Origin of the sequence: Paenibacillus polymyxa (genome assembly GCF_001719045.1) — a bacterium.
GTDB lineage: Bacteria > Bacillota > Bacilli > Paenibacillales > Paenibacillaceae > Paenibacillus > Paenibacillus polymyxa_B.
This window is the reverse complement of record NZ_CP015423.1, coordinates 590,321-609,155: the sequence shown is the minus strand read 5'-3', so window position 1 is coordinate 609,155 and position 18,835 is coordinate 590,321. Positions and strand designations below refer to the sequence as shown.

Genomic DNA, 18,835 nt, shown 5'->3' with positions numbered 1-18,835 from the left:
CCCCGGGCAATAGCTAATGTGAGCTTATCATGAGATTTTTTATTTGTAATGACCGCCAATTTTGATAGACCGTTCCATGGCCTGCCCGGCATCTGTTAACGACGACGCGCGCATGATGATGGACTGACCGTACCGATCCTTTAAAGTGTCCGTCACCTTTTCCAAAGCACGGGATCGCTCCTGATCCTCAAAAAAATCCAGTTGATACAGTTGATCATCCACCAATCCGCTTAAAGTAACTCCTGCGCGCTTCACAGGCATATGATTCCAAAAAGTATAAAAGATTTTTTTAACGGTTTCATATACCTTTTGGGTATGGTTTGTAGGATCGGGTATCTTCATTTGTCGGGAGAATCCGGTTGGTGCCTCGTAGGGACTGCATATACAATGAACAGTCACAACCGAGCCCATATATCCTTTGCGGCGGGCGTCCCGACACACCTCCTCTGTTAGTTCAAGCAGGATGGTTTCCACTTCCGCAGGCTGGAGATAGTCTCGAGGAAGAGTCATCATATGACCGATGGATTTGGGAGGTGTATTAAATGTTTCCGGCTTGACCGGGCTGTGATCGATCCCGTTAGCAGTTCGCCATATTACCTCTGCCTGAATATCGGACTGCTTACCGAAATGAGACCGGAATTTGTCCTGTAGCCGAGGTAAGGGAGTACGTGCGATATCTCCAATGGTGTGTAGTCCAAGCTTCTCCAAATGCCGTTCCATTCGTGAACCGATGCCGAACATAAGACGTACTGGCTGAGGCCATAGCAACGCTGCAATATCGGATGTAGACAACAAGAAAATGCCACTGTCATTTTTTTTAGCCCATATATCTGTTGCGGTTTTAGCGAGCATTTTGTTGGAGCCGATACCAATTCGAATCCATACTCCTGTTTGTGCCAGTACCTTTTGCTGAATTTCACTTGCAATACTCACCGGATCCCCGAACAGGGAGAGGCTTCCGCTCATATCCAGAAACTGTTCATCAATGCTGAAAACCTCAACCAAATCCGTATATTCATTATAAATTTCTGTTATTTTTAATGAGACATCGATATAATGCTGCATACGCGGACGTACAATGATAAGGTCAGGACATTTTTTCACCGCTTCTCCCAGACGTTCTGCTGTAGATATACCGTATTTTTTGGCCAGCGGACACGCAGCTAAAATAATGCCTGAACGAAGTGCAGGGTCACCGGCCACAACGAGTGGCTTATGTTGGTATTTGGGATCATCTGCTTTTTCGATGCTAGTATAAAAACTTTGGCAGTCCGATAAGAATATGGTTCTATTTCTGTGTTCCTTCAAAAATCCGACCTCCTCTCCTGAAATGTGTGGATTATCCTTCCAAAATATTCTTGAATGTATACTCTTATAGTAGTATTATATACAGAACAAATGTTCCTAGTGCAAATGTATTTTTTGGAACGTTACAGTTTACGGAAAACCTAACATGGCGTATCATAATATCTTGAGCAAAAACAAGTGGAAATGAATGAATATTGAGGGGAGAAAACCATTTTTATGAACCCAAAACGTCGACCATCATCTCAAAAACGCAGTAGGTGGCGTATTTTTGGCAGAGTTTTGCTGATTAATATCAAGTGGTTCTCGTTTGCGGGTGTACTTGGAGTGCTATTTGCTGGAGGTCTTATATCCGGTTATGTAGCGGCACTGGTTCATGATGAACCTGTACGATCACGTCAGTTGATATATGAAAAGGTAAATGAGAACGCTCTGACCAGCTTTGTATTTTTTAATGATCAGGTAACTCCGGTTGGAAGAATGCGCATGGAGGAGGATCGACAGCTCGTTGATCTGAAGGATGTCCCTCAGTCTATTGTGGACGCCCTCATTTCAACGGAAGACAGCCAATTTTATGAGCATCGTGGTGTGGATTTAAAGGGAACAGCTCGTGCTGTTAAGCAGAAGCTTTTGAATGAAAACCGCCAAACAGGCGGCAGCACACTGACGCAGCAGGTAGCGCGAAGGGTTTTTCTCAGTCTGGATAAGACGGACAGCCGCAAGGTGAAGGAAATGCTGCTGGCACTGCGTATGGAGCGTTTTATGGGTAAGGATAAAATATTAACGGCTTACTTAAACAAAATGCCCTTTGGTAATGGTTCCGCTGGTTACAATTTATATGGAATCAAGTCTGCTTCTTTAGGGATTTTCAATGTAAGTGATCTACATAAGCTTCATATTGCTCAGGCGGCTTATTTGGCAGGTCTTCCCCAACTGCCATCTGTTTATTCCGCTTTTGATGGTAAAGGGAACTTTGATGAAGAAGGCTTCAATAAAGCGATGGAGCGCCAGCGTGTCGTGTTGGGAAGAATGCTGGCAACAGGTAAACTTACGCTATCCGAATATAACGAGGCGCTTCAATTTGATGTGAAAGCCACTCTTGCGCCACATCGCGAAAAAAGCTATAACACATTCCCTTATTTGATGCTGGAGACAGAGCGGGAAGCCGCCCAATTGTTAGCGCTCCAACAAAATCCCGATATCACAGCAGCCGAGATTTCCAAGCCTGAGCATGCCGAGCTTCTTCAAAATACGCGAGAAGAGTTGCAACGGTCCGGATATCGAATTTATACAACGATAAATAAGAAAATTTATAACAATATGCGGCAGATTGCAGCCAATCCACAAAACTTTTCTCCATACAGTAAGAAGAAGGGATTAGAGCAGATTGCAGCAATCATGATTGATCATAAGACAGGGGCTATACTCGGTATGATCGAGGGCAGGGATTTTAATACCGAGCAAATGAACTATGCAACTCAAATGACACGTCAGCCCGGTTCTGCCATGAAGCCTATTGCTGCTTATTTACCTGCTTTGGAAAAGGGCTACACTCAGCCAGCCGGTCTTATTGATGATTCACAAATCATATTGAAAGACGGGCGTAAAGGTTATCATATTCCTAAAAATTATAACAGACGGTACGAGGGGCTTATGACAGCCCGTGAGGCACTCAATCGGTCAATCAATATCCCTGCACTGAGGCTGTTCTTATATGAAGTTAAAATTCCAAACGCTTGGAATTTTGTGCGTTCTCTTGGAATTACGACGATTCAGCCGCAGGATGAACATGCTCAGACAGGGGTTCTAGGTGGACTAAGCAAAGGGGTATCCGTCGAGGAACTGACCGCAGCATATGGAACGATTCCCAATATGGGTGTATATAATGCACCTCATCTGATTAGCAAAATTACGGATGCTAACGGGAAGATCATATATGAATTTAAACCGCAGACGAAGCGTGTATATTCGCAGCAAACCGCATTTTTGATGACGGATATGCTTAAAACTGTTATATCAGATCCGAGGGGAACTGGTAAACGCCTGCAAAATGCTTTTAAAAGCTACGGTGCCATTGATATCGCCGGTAAAACCGGTACAACACAAAACTTTGGTGATGTGTGGTTTATGGGGTACACACCTGACGTTACACTAGGCGTCTGGGCTGGTTACCGCCAACAGGTTAATACATTATCTCAAGAAGGCCATTCCAGAGCACAGTCAGTGTGGGCACTGATCATGAATGAGGCGGTCAAGGACCAGCCTGAACTTTTTAAGAATAAGCACTTTATACGGCCGGAAGGTGTTGTAAGAGTTACGGTTTCTAGCCTTACAGGTAAGCTGCCAGGGCGTTATTCCCGTCAATCGGGTCAACTTGTGACTGACTGGTTTAATCAAAAGTATGTGCCTACTGAAGTTGGAAGAGAACGGCTTCCGCGTTCTGCTAGACCAGTGGTCCCGTCCAAACCAGATATCAAGGAAAAAGAAGTCCCAGAGGTTGAGGTACCTGCAATAGATCAAGAGAAAATTCCACCAGAGGAAACGGATTCTGCTGTTCCTGACGCAGACACAGAGATAGAAATGCCTGATGAGAATAACGATGTGCCATCAACAGATACTTCGCAACCTTTTGTTGAAAACGAACAGGGGACTCCTTCTGAATCGGAAAGCCAGAGTGAGACTCCCAAAACCCAATCTGATGAAGTTATTTATCCAGAAATAATATCTGATCAACCCAAAAACTAAACGACAGGAACGGCTTAGTTTAAAATGCCGTTCCCGACAATGTCTACAGTGACCTGCGGATGAAAACGGACATTGGGATATTCTTTATTCCAATCTACACTTTTCCATACTGCTGGATGATGAGCGATCAACTGTCTGCCTACGCCAAAGGCATCACATCCATTTTCCTGAAGTGTACGGATAATTTGTTCCGCATCCTGGGTCATGATTTCGGAAAGTTGACGGTTTAGACGCCGTACGTTAGCTTTATCTTGAAGATGATTACGTGCATATTCAACAATATCGACAGGCAATTTCAGGTTAAGCTCCACATCAATTTGTCCATCGCGCTGAACTTTCACTTTAAGGCTACGTTTGACATTCTGAATGTTAGCCTGATACGTAATAAAGTTTTGCACATCACCGACAGATCCTGGATGTATCCTTTTTACAAAGCGAGCTGTATTTTTCCACTTTCCAGTCATCAGGACATATAAAACACCTTGCTCATTACTTAGGCTTCCTGTGAATTTTTGTCCGTGAAATAAGGCAATTCCACGTGCTGCAATATCTTCTCCTTCTTTGGAAAGATAGGGAAGCACAAAATCTTGACCCGGATCAAGCATTGGGGGGAGCAATGTCTCCAGTGTCATTTCCGGGAACATACACATTTCCTCAAGGCTTCTGATTTTTTTGGTTATAAATTCGCCAATTAAGAGGTTACCTATGCCTTTTTGATCTATTATTTCTCCAGCTAATCCATCTACAATAGCTACCTTGACATGGGAAGTCGGATGGTCAGGCTCACGATACAGCACATCCAGATAGGGATATAGATCTTTTCGGGCCAAGCTTGTACCATACAGAATAACTCCGTATTTGAAAAAGCGGATATCCCCGGTTACTTTAGCCCGGATTTTGTCTGTGCTTTGCCGAACGGAATGACCGGTGCCTGAGTGAATTTCATTGGTGCTTTTACCTTGATTGCTTTGAGAATCGTCTACAACCTCTAGCGTTTGCAGCAACATGCCTTCAGGAGTGAGATCATAAGCCGATGCATTTGCCAATCGGGCATCCTTCAAATTGTCCTGATCCCAGCAGCCTGTTATAAAAATGAGTAGAGTTAGCATTCCAAGCGCTCTGCTCTTTTTTTTCATGTTTCAGGTCCCTCCTTTTTTTTGAAGAGATACGATAGGATCAGCAGCAGAAAAGGGAACACAATTAGGAAAAGATAAGCAGAGTTATTAGCTATGGAACCAATAAGCTCGAAATCTTCTCTTCGTTGAGGCAAATAGGCAATACAACATGAGGCGAGCACAACAAAGGGAACCGCCTTTTTGTGACTCTTTTGCTTGAATAGATAGCTTATTCCGTAAGACGCCGCATAATAATAACCACTTATAGCACCAAAGATCGAAATGAGCCAAATCGGCAGAAAAATAAAATCGACCCGATCCATCGTTCCCAGTGGAATGGATCTGAGCAAATAAATGACTGGCTCCGGCATTAATTCAAGCTGTTGGGGGCTGAATGCGGTTGTACAGGTAAATACAGTAAAACAATACAATAGTACCACGATCGCGTTAGCTGCCAAAATTGACTTGAGCTTGCCTATACTTTTGCCCTCAACCATGGGAAAGACGACAAGAATGAACTCAAAACCAAACATCGCTAGGAGCGTTTCTTTTGAACCGACAATAATACGGGGCCATCCCGCCTCAGTCAGAGGTAGCAGATAAAGCGGGTTGGACTGCTTTATACCATAGCTAATTAACAGCATCATGGGAAAAATCAGAAATGAAATTAAAACAAGCACTCGAGCAATTGTTCTTAAATTTTCGCGAACCAGATATATGCTACTGAACAAAAACAGTGCAAGTATAGCCCAACGGGGAGTATATTGCAGCATCCAGCGATTGATGACGTCGTATGCGTTCACAAGAACGGAGGTACCCATAAGCAGATAGTAAGCGATGTAAGCCACAGTCAATGCTTTTCCAATCCAGCAACCAGTAATTTGGGTTAATATTTGATAAATCGAAGAGGAGGGAAAACGTCTTAGCAGAAGCCAGCACATCAAAATAATGAGTTGAATCAAAAGGCCGCCAATAATGACAGATATCCAACCCCCTCCTTTAGCTGAAAGGTGCATCTGATAGGGAAGTGACAAAATGTCTACGCCAATCTCAAACTTAATGATGAGAAAAAAAAGTTGACCCGATGCAATGGTACTTTCTTTATTCACGTCGTTTCCAGCTCCTAGAGTCGTTCTGCTGCTTCAATTTTTGGGCTTGAGAATCATATGGTCGCTGATGAAATGTCCAAATTGGAAAGCGGATAAAAACATCTTTCATATCACCGAGCCGGAATGGTGCAAGAGGAGCAAAGTAGGGCGTACCAAAGGTCTCCAGCTTGCAAAGGTGGATAGTAAGAAAAAGCAAACCGAAAGCAATGCCAATGTATCCAAACAAGGCTGCAGCAATCATCATCGGAAAACGAAGGATACGAACCGCTGAGCTCATTTCATGAGAAGGCACTAAAAAAGAAGAAATGGCTGTTAACGAGACGACGATGATCATCGTATACGACACGAGACCAGCCCGAACGATAGCATCTCCGATGACGAGACCACCAACGATTCCAATAGTTTGGCCAACCCGACTGGGTAGACGGACCCCGGCTTCTCGTAGCACCTCAAAGATCAATTCAAGCAGCATAGCCTCCACAATCGCTGGGAATGGAACATTTTCCAGTGATTTTTTAATGGTATGCGCCAACTCTAGTGGCAAAATAGCTGGATGAAAAGCAATTGTCGCAATGTAAATAGCAGGCAGCGTAAAAGCGATCAAAAAGCTCATCATTCGAATCGTTCTTAGAAATGAACTAATAATCCAACGGCCGTGATAATCATCTGGACTTTGGTAAAATGCAAAAAAAGAGACGGGAGCTATTAGAGCAGTAGGGCTACCTTCAGCCAAAATCGCTATCCGTCCCTCCATTAGATTGGCGGTCACACGATCCGGTCGTTCCGTGCTGAGCTGTTGAGGGAAGAGGGAAAAAGGGTTGTCCTCAATAAACTCTTGAATAAAACCGGGGGGGAGCACCATATCGGAGGAGATCGCTTTAATTCTCGTTTTCACTGCTTCCACTAGCTCAGGATTAGCCAAGTCTTGAACATAGACAATAGCGATTTTAGTCCGGGTTTTAGATCCCACATAGAAGTAGCGTACAACCAGCGACGGTGTGACAATTTGTTTGCGAATCAGATTCAGATTGATGGATAACTGCTCAATGAATCCATTGTGCGGTCCGCGAATAACCCCTTCGTTTTCTGGTTCGTCCGTACTGCGAGTATATGTCTTTTCGGAAGAAAGGATAAAAAATTCTTCCGCCCCATTTATCATAAAAATGCAATATCCCTGAATAAGTGAGTCAGCAGCATTTTGAAGGTCGGTGTCTTTTTGACTGCTTAAGGTGGTGAACATTTGATGAGAGACTGCATCGATTTTCTCATATAAGGCACTCAGGATATGAGTTTGAATCATCTCCTGATCTACGAGCGAATCAATATAGAGCAGCATACCGTCTTTGCCGTCAACGGAAATTGCCTGTTTTTTTAAATCATCCGTATAAAAAAGGGCTTGCTCAATAAAGGAAACATTTCTGTTTAATTCAACGGAAGCTGCGTCATGTCCAGCCAAGAGAGCCCTCCTTTTTTGGATGAGATAGGCATAATGTGTGCCATATGGATTGAATTTATCCATGATCTGGTGACTTATCCATTCTTGAATCACCTTCACTTCGCGTAATGCAATAGTTTTATACTAGAATTTAGGTTGAAAATGGGAAATGGGTTGGTTATTTTGCAAGGAATGAAATTTAATCGTGCAAGAACTAGAGACTAGATTACAAGGGGGCTTAATCTTGCGTCGGATCAATTCCTAGATAGTGTCCCAGTTTCCGCCGGACCTCGCTGCGGGCAAAGGATGAAAGCATGAAAAATCGTCTTTGATAGCCGCGGCATATATACAAAACCTCTACGCCTTCATGATTTCGGATTTCGCTGTATATTTTAACCCCTAGTGTTTTCATTCGCGCCTTTGTCTCTGCTAATTGAACAGCTACACGCTGTTGTACTCCAGTCAGGCTACGAACATACAAATCAGGCATTTTTAGAGGGGAGGTATGTATAATACGAATGTCTCGTTCCAGCACATCCAGCACAAGAGTTAGAAGTACACAGATCTTGACTAGCCCTGCGTCTTCTTCAGAAGGCAAAGGAGCTTTATTCTTGTGGTTCAGTGTCTTTTGGCTTGGCATAAAAATCTCCTTTACTCCGAGTAAGAATACAATATATAATCATTATATAGAACGTATGTTCTGTTTATACCTCATCATAGGGATTTTTCCAAGGCAAAAGCAATCCTCAATTATTGGAAAAGTGGTAGAGAGCGATACCCATGTACCATTGTGTAAAGAATTCTTGAGTTTATCGCCAATGACAGTCAAACAGAGTTTATGTTAAGCTAATGGATAAAAACTTACATAAAAGAGGAGATCGTTCTGACTGCGGTCAGCCTCTACTATTTAACTTAAGAAAGTGGAGAAAGAAGGTATACATATTGTCACGTTCGTTATATGCAGCTTTATTATTGTTGAGCCTCATTTGGGGCGGTTCGTTTATGTTTATCAAGGTGTTGTTGCTACATCAAGTAGGACCGTGGACTATTGTATTTCTTAGATCCAGCTTTGGACTTATTTTTATCGTCTTATTAATGCTACTTATGCGCAGGCCGTTTAAAATTAAAAGCATTCCGTGGAAATCGGTTACTCTGGTAGCTTTGGTCAACATGGTTTTGCCATGGACATTGATCGGTTTTAGCGAGACCAAAATAGCTAGCAGTATGGCTTCTGTATTGAATGCCACCACGCCAATATGGACCATGTTGGTGGGGCTTGTTTTTTTCGGGGCTATTTTTCATCGGATGCAGTGGTTAGGAATGGGGCTCGCTTTTGTAGGAATTATTATTTTATTGGGTATTAATCCTGCATCTATTATTTCTGTTGATCCTGTGGGTTTTGGGTGTATGCTGCTTGCGACTCTCTGCTATGGATTTGGAACACAGCTCTCCAAACGTTTTCTCTCCAATCTTTCCATGTATCAGGCTACCTTTGCGACACTGTTTGGTGCGGCGGTAGGGGGTGGTATTATGATGGCAATTGTGGAGAGACCTGATTTGTCGATTGTTTCTGATCCAGGTGTATTGGGTTCCCTTATAGGGCTGGGAGTTTTAGGATCAGGAGTAGCATATATTTTGTTCAACTACATGATTTTGCGGGGGAGTGCGGAATTTGCTTCTTCGGTGACGTATTTTGTACCAGTAAGTGCCATCGTATGGGGCTTTTTGCTCCTGAATGAACATATTGGCTGGAACGTTCTGACCGGGCTGGTCCTTATACTTGGAGGGGTGTTTATGGCCAACCAGCGTAGAACCGCCAAATTAAGTGGATAATAATCTAAACAGAAATAAAATACGCTTTGGGCTATATTAAATGTACATTCGCCAAACCTTCGGTATAATACGTTAATTCGCACATACAATAAAGCATGCTCACACATAAAATAAAATATGGTGCAGCAAAAAAGCAAGCTGTTTAGCAGGTGACAAGGTGTGGTATAATAAATTATAGAATTATATGCACCACAGAAATGTCGGAGTTTTATTCCACAAAAGAAAGGATCAGGATACCATGTGTCCCCGAAGGATACTTCCCCAAAGGACGATTTGGAAACGATTTGATCTGTCTTATACTTAGCTTTTCCGCGGAGTAACGTCAAGTTGCGAAAGCCAACTCTGCGGAAGAGGGGATTGTACATGCGAAGGACCAAGTCCTCCAGGCACATCTTATCCGGTAGCTTCCGTAAGAGTGGGTTCATCCACATCAAACTTACGAGAAACCGAGGGAGCCTGTATGAGGAAAACTTACGAATCTATCGTGAACAATGGAGCATTGAGACAGATTGCTGTCATGTTGCTCGGAACATGCATTTTAGCTTTTACGTACTATCACATTAATGCTCAAAATCATTTGTCAGAAGGCGGATTTGCAGGCTTGGCCCTGCTGGGACATTACGCGTTTGGCATATCTCCAGCATGGAGTATGTTGCTGCTTGATATTCCCGTCATATTGCTGGCATGGGTACTGAAGGGCAGAAGATTTATGCTGCTTGCGTTAATCGGAGCCGTCGCTTTTTCACTGTTTTATGCAGGATTTGAGAAGTATTCGACTCTGGTTATAGATCTACATGGAAATCTGCTGATAGCTGCTCTACTTTGTGGGGTGCTTACAGGTTTGGGAGCCGGAATCGTATTGCGTTTCGGTGGAGCAACCGGGGGCGATGATATCTTATCTCTGCTGATCAGTGAGTGGCGCGGGTGGAAAATCGGCAACGTGTTTATTGTCAGTGACATCATCGTATTAGGATTATCACTGTTGTATCTGCCTATGAAGGAAACAATGTTTACAATACTGGCTGTGTGGCTTGCCGGAAAAATAATTACATGGACGACCACGTTCCAACTGCACCGACCTGTGAAAAAGGTACTGCCAGCGGCTATTCCTGCTAAAAAGGTAGTTGCCAAAACAGTGCCGGTCGTCCACAGCCTTCGTCAATAAGGAAAGGGTGTTACGTCAGGAGAGAAATCTTCTTTCGTAACACCCTTTCGCTGTATTCAGCTTCTATCAGGAAGGCTTTAAAGTAGAATGGATGCGTCCATCCCGGTCATGAATAATTGCAGAAATCTGTTGGCGTTCTACAAAACTTTGAGCCTCATCAATCGCCTCGTTTTTGTGTTTAAAGGTTGAAATGGGCTGGTTGTATCCCTCTTCTTTGATTGCCCAGCGATCCTCGTACGGCACCACATGAATGGGTTCCTTCTCATCGGAAGAAGCGGAAGGATGGTCGTGTACATTTTCGCTTGAATGCTGTTTTTCATGTTTTTTAGGTTTCTCATCTTGCTCGGCAGGATGATTATCGTTCCATTCCTCGGCTTGGGAAGTGGCAATCGCAATCGAGCGTCCTTCTTCATAGCCGTCACGGAGTAGAGCGTTAGCAATATCAACGGCTTTTTCTCGCACCCGAGGTTCCAGGTTTTTCATGGATGGAGGGTAATCATGTTTGTTCCAAGGCATAGTTGCACACTCCTTATAGCAGATGATGTATTATGTATTACCCGTTGTCAGCTTAAACAAACGGAAATCAAAGAAATGAATATATTGTAAAATGTATCTTGAAAAAAAGCGTATAATGGTGTGCAGAATACGAGGAAAAGGAGTGAAGCATTTGCTTGCCTGGGGTTTTGTTTTTTTGCTGACTATCATCATTCATACTACAGATAGCTTGTCCTATGCTCTCCGGCTTGGTGGTTTGCGAGCGCGTCGGATTGGATTGGCGTTAACCGTTGCGGGAATGCTGCTGTTGGTTTCACGCACCTCTAACATGGCGCAGGGGCCTTTACTCGGAGGGATGGTCGATCAGGCTAAAGCTGCAGCACAAGTGGGCGTAACGGATATTAGACTGGAACTATATATGCATGCGGTACTGCTGGCAGCAACCGTTGGAACCATGCTTGCTATTTTACTGTATCCAACAGTGGTACGCATGTCAGCCAGATGGATTGTGCATTTGGAGCATACCGGATCTATTCCGGCTTTGGTGCGTCATTTAATGCTGCGAAGTCGCTGGAAGCATGCAGGCTACTACATAAAGCGCCCTACCTGGTCCATGCTAACCTCACTGATTGGCGGAGCGATACCCAAGCGTCTAATTATTCTGAATATAGCTGTTACTGCCATTTATACAACTGGAGTAGTATCTGCTTTATATGCATCATTCCTGTGGCCTGCTCAAGGTACAGCCATGTCAATGTCGTCAGGTCTAATCAATGGCGTCGCAACGGTATTACTGACCTTGTTAATTGATCCAAGATTGGCGGTTCTGTCGGAGAAAACGCTACGAGGGGAGCTACCCTTAACTCGGATGAACAGCATGTACGGTTGGATGATCATCTCGCGTTTGGCAGGTACTTTATTAGCTCAGCTATTGTTAGTACCGCTAGCCATTTGGCTTGGATGGGTAATGAGTTAAATTGCTAGCCTACGTAATGATATGCGGCCATATCCCAAAAAGGCTGGCCTGTGATCATCTATTAAAGATAGATCGCGGGACAGCCCCAATGATTCTATGGCTACTTACTTTTCAAATAATGACTTATATGCTCCGTATCCTTCACGCTCCAAATCTTCTTGAGGCACAAAGCGGAGCGCGGCAGAATTGATGCAATAACGCAAACCATCTGGACCTGGACCATCATCGAATACATGCCCTAAATGAGAGTCAGCTTCACGACTTCGCACCTCGGTACGGATCATAAAATGGCTGAGATCGGTTTTTTCTTTGACATTGTAGCTGCGCAGCGGACGGGTAAAGCTGGGCCAACCGCAACCTGCATCATATTTGTCCAATGAACTGAACAAGGGCTCTCCTGATACGATATCCACGTAAATGCCTTCACCCTCATGATCCCAAAACTCATTTTGAAAAGGGCGCTCGGTCGCGTTTTTTTGTGTTACTTCGTATTGAATAGGCGTCAGCCGATCTTTAAGATCGGATTTATCAATCTTGCCGGACCAATTTTGCTCGATAAAATCTTCACGTCCCGAACCTTTGCGGTAGCGTTTGTAATGAGCGGGGTTCTTCTTATGATAGTCCTGATGATATTCTTCTGCTTCATAAAAAGTGGCCGCAGGCAGAATCGGTGTAGCAATCGGCTTGTCGAAGCGGCCACTTTGAGTCAAAACTTCTTTAGAAGCTTCTGCCTTGATTCGCTGCTCTTCATTATCATAGAAAATAGCCGTTTGGTAGGATGAACCTCTATCGTGAAACTGTCCACCTTCATCCGTCGGATCAATCTGCTGCCAGAAGAGCTCCAACAGTTTTTCATACGGGAATACTTGTGGATCAAATGTAATCTGTACGGCTTCCACATGTCCCGTTGTTTCAGAACACACCTCTTCATAGGTAGGATTTTCGGTATGTCCCCCTGTGTATCCAGATCTAACCTTCAAAATACCGGGTAATTCCTCAAAAGGGGAAACCATGCACCAGAAGCAGCCACCTGCAAAAGTTGCTTTTTCTACCGTGTGTGGATTGTTGGTGCTCATATTTGTCACTCCAATCTGAGAATGTTTAATTAGTTGTTATTTAAATAGCTTATAATTAAATTATATACGAGATTTTTGCAAAATCCAACGAAAGGTCAGAAACCAATCCGTAGTGTAAATGGCTATGTCCTAAAAATCGCAATGAAACTTCCTACAGAGACGGTGGCAAACTCATCGCATTATGTTCTGTTGGCGCGTTGAAGCCTTTTTCGGTAGAGTATAAAGGCGCCGCCCACCAGTGCAGTATATAGCACCAAAATGAGCAAACCGGTGATTGGGTGTTCTGCAAAGGTGCCGCCAGCATAAGCATACACCGCAATTGCGGGAAGCTTGCCAATAGCTGTACCTAGGATAAAGCTCCAGAACGGAAACCCTGCTACTCCAGCGTATACATTTACCGCTGCTTGGGGGATGACTGGAATCAGGCGAGCCAGCAGAACAGCAGCAAAAGGTTCCCTCTCCATGACTCGATTGAAGCGCTCCAATGCGGGAACCCGCTTCAAATAGGCACGTCCTTTGTCACGGAACAGGGTACGTACTGCAGTGAAAACGACCAACGCAGCCAATGTAGTGCCAAGCCAGCAGATCAGAGCACCTTGCCAGGGGCCTGCGGCATAAGCAATGGAGGCGATAATCAGCTTGTAAGGCACAAACGGAATTAGCGCGAATAAAAATGCGAGTAGTAGCAGAACTGGAAAGGAGGTCTGCTTGTCCGCCCAGGCGAGCCAATCATATCTGTAGATAAACGCGATGCAAAGCAGCGAAACATAAGCCGTGACGAGTAGCCATTTTTTCATTTACATACCTCTTTCAATATCCCTGTTCGGCTTATCGCTTATACAGAAAAAAATAGGGTTCACATTCCCAATAATGTGTGCTATACTGCCACTAACAGAATAGTTCCCAAAGGGGAGTAGCTCAACGAGTAAAGTCGTCATTACGGGATTTTTAATCCCCGGCTTTATTGGCAACGTAATGTTGTAAGCGAGACCTTTGCCAGGATTTTAGGAATCCGGGTAAATGGTCTTTTTTTGATGCCAAATTTGGGTCAAGCGCCGTTTCCGGATTCCGTGAAATGGCGCTTTTTTAGTATAAAGCGCTGAACTATGTACAGTATAACAAATAAATAAAAAAAGGTGGGAGAAACGTATGGATTTTTTGTCAATTGAGTTTTTAACCGCATTAGTATCCATCATTATCATTGATCTGGTGCTAGCTGGTGACAATGCGATCGTAATCGGTTTGGCGGCTCGCAATGTTGATAAGGCCAATCAAAAGAAGGTCATTATTTGGGGGACGGTCGGAGCGGTCATCATTCGTGTGATTGCTACAGTGCTGGTCACGTATTTATTGCAAATTTACGGATTGCGTTTGATTGGGGGACTCGCACTTATCTATATTGCCTATAAGTTGCTGGTCGAAGAGAAAAAACATGAAATTTCAGCTACGAATCAAATGTGGGCAGCGATCCGCACGATTATTATCGCGGATACGATGATGGGCCTCGACAATGTACTTGCTGTTGCGGGAGCAGCTCATGGAAACATGCTGCTTGTTATACTGGGTCTGGCAATCTCCGTTCCAATCATGGTGTGGGGAAGTACGATTATCTTGAAGCTGACTGAACGTTACCCAGTAGTTATTACGATTGGTGCTGCTGTACTGGCTTATACTGCTGCCAAAATGGTGGTGGCGGAACCGCTGATTGCGCACTGGTTTATGAACGGGGTCGTTAAATACGGCTTTGAGGTTCTGGTTGTGGTTCTGGTTGTAGCCATTGGGATGCGTGTTAAAAAAATTAAAAGTGAAAAAACAAGAAAGCAAGCGCAGCACGCCTAAGCTAACTTACACTGAAGTAAACTTAGCTGAAGCTGAACGTTCATGCCATAGAGGCTGTTCCGTTAGGTCCTCCAACTGGACCGGGAGCAGTCTCTTTTCTTTGCTTGTCAGCAGACTTCCATGTAAACTAGACAACAGATGAATGAGTGATTAGAGGTGGGAACGATATGGACAAGCAAACGAAGACAAGAGTAGCTATTGCAGGACTGGGTGGTATTGCTCGAAAAGTATACTTACCGTTACTGGCAGCACACCAAGGTGTAGATATTGTAGGTGTCATGAACCGTTCACAGGAGCCGGTGAGTTTCATTATGGAGCAATATAGGTTGCCAAGAGGAACGACAGATGTGAAGGAGCTGCTAGCATGGGAACCGGAAGCTGTATTTATACATGCCGCGACCGAAGCTCATTTTGATCTGGTTATGGCGTGTATTGAAAAAGGGATTGCCGTGTATGTCGATAAACCGTTGTCCTATGATGTTCGTCAGAATCTGGAAATGACCGCTTTTGCGGAAGCGCAGGCCGTGCTGCTGGCGGTGGGCTTTAATCGACGTTTTGCCCCGCATTATGTAGCTGCTAAAGCATGGTTAGAGGAAGCAGGTGGATTCAGTCAATGTGCGGCCATTAAACACCGTACTGGATATGATCGAAGACCGGCGGCACAGACGGTTTATGATGATTTAATTCACATGCTTGATTTGCTTTTATGGCTGGGTGGCGATGATTATGAGCTGCTGCATAGTAGTCTGAATACGACGAGTGAAGGATATATGGATGCTGCGTTCGGGACCGTACGTTTGGGGAATGCTACCGGAAGCTACAGTATGAGTAGACAGGCAGGAGCTGACATAGAGAAGCTGGAGCTTCACGGGGCAGGACGGTCTGTTGAAGTAACAAATATGGAACAGGCTGTTTTTATGCAAAAAAATCATTCACCACTAACGCAAGCTTTTGGAAGCTGGGATACGATTTTGGAAAGACGGGGATTCACCGGAGTCGTAAATCATTTTCTGGAGCATATTCATCGTCCAGAGGAGTGTGCTGTACGGGCTGGAAAAGTATTGGATAGCCATATGCTGGCTGACGAGCTGATCAGCCGTTTGAGTAATTAATATGGAACGTCCGAACGTGATCTTAACAGTCCAGACAGACATCAAGAATTAGGTTGAAGGAGAAATGAATGAATGGAAGAAGATAACCGTGGTAAGCAGCTAGAAGAAGCCATCATTGAAAACTATAAGCAAGAAGAAGATATGATGATCCTTGTGTTTGCGCAATGGTGTATCAATCATGGGTTGGAGCCAGAGGAACTATATAGTGAAGCATATCCGCATCAGGATAGCAACGAGCGTCTGCTACGAGTACGCAAGTTGACTGTATCGCGTGAAGAAGCGGGTGATATTCCGCTGGATACGGTATTAGGGGTACTGTCCATGTTCGGAAATGAGGACTTGGCAATGGTCGTATCTGAGGCGGCTGCGAGCCTTCCGTCGGAACGGAAATAAGACTAGCCAGAATAAAGAATATACTGTTATCATTTATGGCATCATGGACTCAACTATATTTACTTAAGACATTGTTGATGGGGAGGGTAAGCTTACGATGGAAGATATACCTGTGCCAAGTACCTGTAAAGGCTGTGAAAGAGATATCTCGATATCGGAAGAGCAAATTACCAGAATTCTAACCAACATGAGACCCAAAATGGAATGTGTAAATGATGAAGTGTACGAAGCCAGACTGCTGGCCTGCTCACAATGTGAAGAGTTAATGTCCGGGCATACATGTGGTATCAGCGGAAGTATTGTTCGTGTACGTGCTTTGGCGGCAGCTCAAAATTGTCCCAGTTACCATGGTTCACGCTGGATAGGTACAGCCTAAAAGCTACAATGCTCAGGCTCGGCTGAACCTGGATTACGGGTTAAAATAGTCATACCTTGGTCTGCCTTAATGGCAGGCTTTTTGGTTTGATTGGACATTATCTTAACGATTGACAAAAAGTAGACAATAAAATATATTAAACACGTGAAATGTTTTTGTTTAATTATTAATATTTATATTAATGTTTACTAAAAGTAATGATGCGTAAAAATTATGATCGAAAGAAAATCTTGTTATGAGTGATATTTAGGCCAAAATGAAAGCGCAAACATTTGTATGGGTGTTCCAACAATTTTAATATTTTTGGGGAGGGTTTGTTGTGAAGGGTTCTATTGTTGTTAATACCGATTGGAAACAAGGCATTATTAATAAAAACATTTATGGACAATTTGCTGAGCATCTTGGACGTTGCATTTATGAAGGCATATGGGTTGGAGAGGACTCACCGATTCCGAACACAAACGGAATTCGTAATGATGTGGTGGAAGCCCTGAAAAAGCTGAATATTCCTGTGCTGCGCTGGCCGGGAGGCTGTTTTGCTGATGAATATCATTGGAAAGATGGTATCGGGCCAAAAGAAAACCGTAAGAGAATGGTAAATACGCATTGGGGCGGTGTGGTTGAAAATAATCATTTTGGCACACATGAGTTTTTTCAATTGTGCGAACTGTTAGATGCAGAGCCTTATATTTGTGGAAATGTCGGCAGTGGTACAGTTCAGGAAATGTCGGAGTGGGTAGAGTACATGACCTTCGATGGAGAGTCCCCTATGGCTGCATGGCGTCAGGAAAACGGTCGTGAGAAACCATGGAAGCTCAAATATTTTGGAGTGGGTAACGAAAACTGGGGTTGTGGCGGTAACATGCGCCCAGAATATTATGCCGACCTGTATCGCCGATATCAGACATATGTCCGTAACTATGGCGAGAACCGCATTTATCGGATTGCAGGTGGGGCGAATGTGGATGATTATCGTTGGACCGAAGTGTTGATGCGTGAAGCTGGGCATCTTATGGACGGTTTGAGCCTGCATAACTATACGATCCCGGGAAACTGGGAAGGGAAACGGCAAGCAGTCGGTTTTGATGAAGCGGAATGGTTCGAGACGATGAAAAAATCATTGCATATGGATGAATTGATTACTCGTCATTCAGCCATTATGGACCAATATGATCCTGACAAAAGGGTCGGACTGATCGTCGATGAATGGGGAACCTGGTTCCTGACTGAACCGGGAACCAATCCAGGCTTCCTGTATCAGCAAAATACGATGCGCGATGCACTGGTAGCTGGGCTGCACCTACACATTTTCCATAATCACCATGACCGAATACAGATGACGAATATTGCTCAAATGGTTAATGTATTGCAAGCCATGGTTCTGACTGAAGGCCCTGCTATGCTGTTGACGCCGACATACCATGTATTTGAAATGTTTAAGGTGCATCAGGATGCGCAAGCACTGGCTGTTCATGTAAAGGTAGGCGATTATGAATATGACGGAGATTCCATCCCACAAGTTAGCGTGTCCGCCTCCAAGGCGCAGGACGACAATATTCATATTAGCTTTTGCAACGTCCATCCGGGCGAGTCGGGAAACTTGAATTTGGAGCTAAGAGGACTGGAAGAAATTAAAAAGATCAGCGGTGTTGTCCTTGCCAGCGACGATATGCAGGCACATAATACGTTTGATCAGCCAGAGCGTGTGAAAAAGGAAGCTTTCACATCCTATCAGCTGCAAGGTCAGCATTTGGATGTTACACTGCCACCAATGTCGGTAGTGATGCTGACAATTACTCCGTAAAAAAACGGTCGTGGTATGTAAGCAGTATTCACTATTATTGGTTATGAACAAAGAGAG

17 protein-coding genes are annotated in these 18,835 nt (G+C 44.1%); 9 read left to right on the top strand and 8 right to left on the bottom strand.

The genetic code is table 11. From position 1 onward, the window contains the following. Positions 1-39 precede the first annotated feature (39 nt). Complete coding sequence (locus AOU00_RS02920; protein WP_069289869.1) at positions 40-1,308, bottom strand: DNA polymerase IV; 1,269 nt, start codon at positions 1,306-1,308, stop codon at positions 40-42. Between the two features lie 216 nt (positions 1,309-1,524). Between AOU00_RS02920 and AOU00_RS02915 the strand changes: the two genes are divergently transcribed. Then, a complete protein-coding gene (locus tag AOU00_RS02915) occupies positions 1,525-4,050 on the top strand; it encodes a transglycosylase domain-containing protein (RefSeq protein ID WP_069289868.1) in 2,526 nt (841 codons plus the stop codon). Positions 4,051-4,064: 14 nt separating this feature from the next. Here the strand turns inward: AOU00_RS02915 and AOU00_RS02910 are convergent, their stop codons facing one another. The 4 genes from AOU00_RS02910 to AOU00_RS02895 form a co-directional block, all read right to left on the bottom strand. Then, positions 4,065-5,186, bottom strand: a complete 1,122-nt coding sequence (locus AOU00_RS02910) for a Ger(x)C family spore germination protein (RefSeq protein WP_069289867.1) — start codon at positions 5,184-5,186, stop codon at positions 4,065-4,067. After that, positions 5,183-6,274, bottom strand: a complete 1,092-nt coding sequence (locus AOU00_RS02905) for a GerAB/ArcD/ProY family transporter (protein WP_069289866.1) — start codon at positions 6,272-6,274, stop codon at positions 5,183-5,185. The genes AOU00_RS02910 and AOU00_RS02905 overlap by 4 nt, the downstream gene beginning before the upstream one ends. Further along, positions 6,267-7,730: a spore germination protein gene (locus AOU00_RS02900; RefSeq protein WP_069289865.1), complete on the bottom strand. Its 1,464-nt coding sequence runs from the start codon at positions 7,728-7,730 to the stop codon at positions 6,267-6,269. Before AOU00_RS02900 ends, AOU00_RS02905 begins: the two co-directional genes overlap by 8 nt. Positions 7,731-7,947: 217 nt before the next feature. Beyond that, complete coding sequence (locus AOU00_RS02895) at positions 7,948-8,349, bottom strand: YhjD family protein (protein ID WP_069289864.1); 402 nt, start codon at positions 8,347-8,349, stop codon at positions 7,948-7,950. A 302-nt stretch (positions 8,350-8,651) separates the two neighbouring features. On the opposite strand from AOU00_RS02895, the gene AOU00_RS02890 reads away from it, so the two are divergent. Both AOU00_RS02890 and AOU00_RS02885 read left to right on the top strand, forming a co-directional pair. Next, positions 8,652-9,542, top strand: a complete 891-nt coding sequence (locus tag AOU00_RS02890; protein WP_061829040.1) for a DMT family transporter — start codon at positions 8,652-8,654, stop codon at positions 9,540-9,542. Positions 9,543-10,002: 460 nt separating this feature from the next. Next, entirely contained in the window at positions 10,003-10,707 is a 705-nt protein-coding gene (locus AOU00_RS02885) for a YitT family protein (protein ID WP_013310869.1), read from the top strand. A gap of 66 nt (positions 10,708-10,773) precedes the next feature. Here the strand turns inward: AOU00_RS02885 and AOU00_RS02880 are convergent, their stop codons facing one another. After that, positions 10,774-11,223 carry a DUF2188 domain-containing protein gene (locus AOU00_RS02880; RefSeq protein WP_069289863.1) on the bottom strand — a complete coding sequence of 150 codons (450 nt, stop codon included), beginning with the start codon at positions 11,221-11,223 and terminating at the stop codon, positions 10,774-10,776. A 151-nt stretch (positions 11,224-11,374) separates the two neighbouring features. Between AOU00_RS02880 and AOU00_RS02875 the strand changes: the two genes are divergently transcribed. Continuing rightward, on the top strand, positions 11,375-12,178 hold the full coding sequence (locus AOU00_RS02875) for a lipid II flippase Amj family protein (protein ID WP_069289862.1): 804 nt from the start codon (positions 11,375-11,377) through the stop codon (positions 12,176-12,178). Between the two features lie 104 nt (positions 12,179-12,282). Here the strand turns inward: AOU00_RS02875 and msrA are convergent, their stop codons facing one another. After that, entirely contained in the window at positions 12,283-13,254 is a 972-nt protein-coding gene (msrA, locus tag AOU00_RS02870; protein WP_069289861.1) for a peptide-methionine (S)-S-oxide reductase MsrA, read from the bottom strand. Positions 13,255-13,433: 179 nt separating this feature from the next. After that, complete coding sequence (locus AOU00_RS02865; protein ID WP_069289860.1) at positions 13,434-14,051, bottom strand: TVP38/TMEM64 family protein; 618 nt, start codon at positions 14,049-14,051, stop codon at positions 13,434-13,436. Positions 14,052-14,403: 352 nt separating this feature from the next. On the opposite strand from AOU00_RS02865, the gene AOU00_RS02860 reads away from it, so the two are divergent. The 5 genes from AOU00_RS02860 to AOU00_RS02840 all read left to right on the top strand — a co-directional run bounded on the left by AOU00_RS02860 (position 14,404) and on the right by AOU00_RS02840 (position 18,778). Then, a complete protein-coding gene (locus AOU00_RS02860) occupies positions 14,404-15,093 on the top strand; it encodes a TerC family protein (protein ID WP_025722249.1) in 690 nt (229 codons plus the stop codon). A gap of 167 nt (positions 15,094-15,260) precedes the next feature. Continuing rightward, positions 15,261-16,205: a Gfo/Idh/MocA family protein gene (locus AOU00_RS02855; RefSeq protein ID WP_069289859.1), complete on the top strand. Its 945-nt coding sequence runs from the start codon at positions 15,261-15,263 to the stop codon at positions 16,203-16,205. Positions 16,206-16,277: 72 nt separating this feature from the next. After that, positions 16,278-16,598 (top strand): hypothetical protein, encoded by a 321-nt coding sequence (locus AOU00_RS02850; protein ID WP_061829046.1) that lies wholly within the window; start codon positions 16,278-16,280, stop codon positions 16,596-16,598. Between the two features lie 97 nt (positions 16,599-16,695). After that, positions 16,696-16,974 (top strand): DUF6171 family protein, encoded by a 279-nt coding sequence (locus tag AOU00_RS02845; RefSeq protein WP_029517224.1) that lies wholly within the window; start codon positions 16,696-16,698, stop codon positions 16,972-16,974. Between the two features lie 319 nt (positions 16,975-17,293). Beyond that, the gene (locus tag AOU00_RS02840) at positions 17,294-18,778 is read left to right on the top strand and encodes an alpha-N-arabinofuranosidase (RefSeq protein WP_069289858.1); all 1,485 of its coding nucleotides are present in this window, start codon (positions 17,294-17,296) and stop codon (positions 18,776-18,778) included. Positions 18,779-18,835 lie beyond the last annotated feature (57 nt).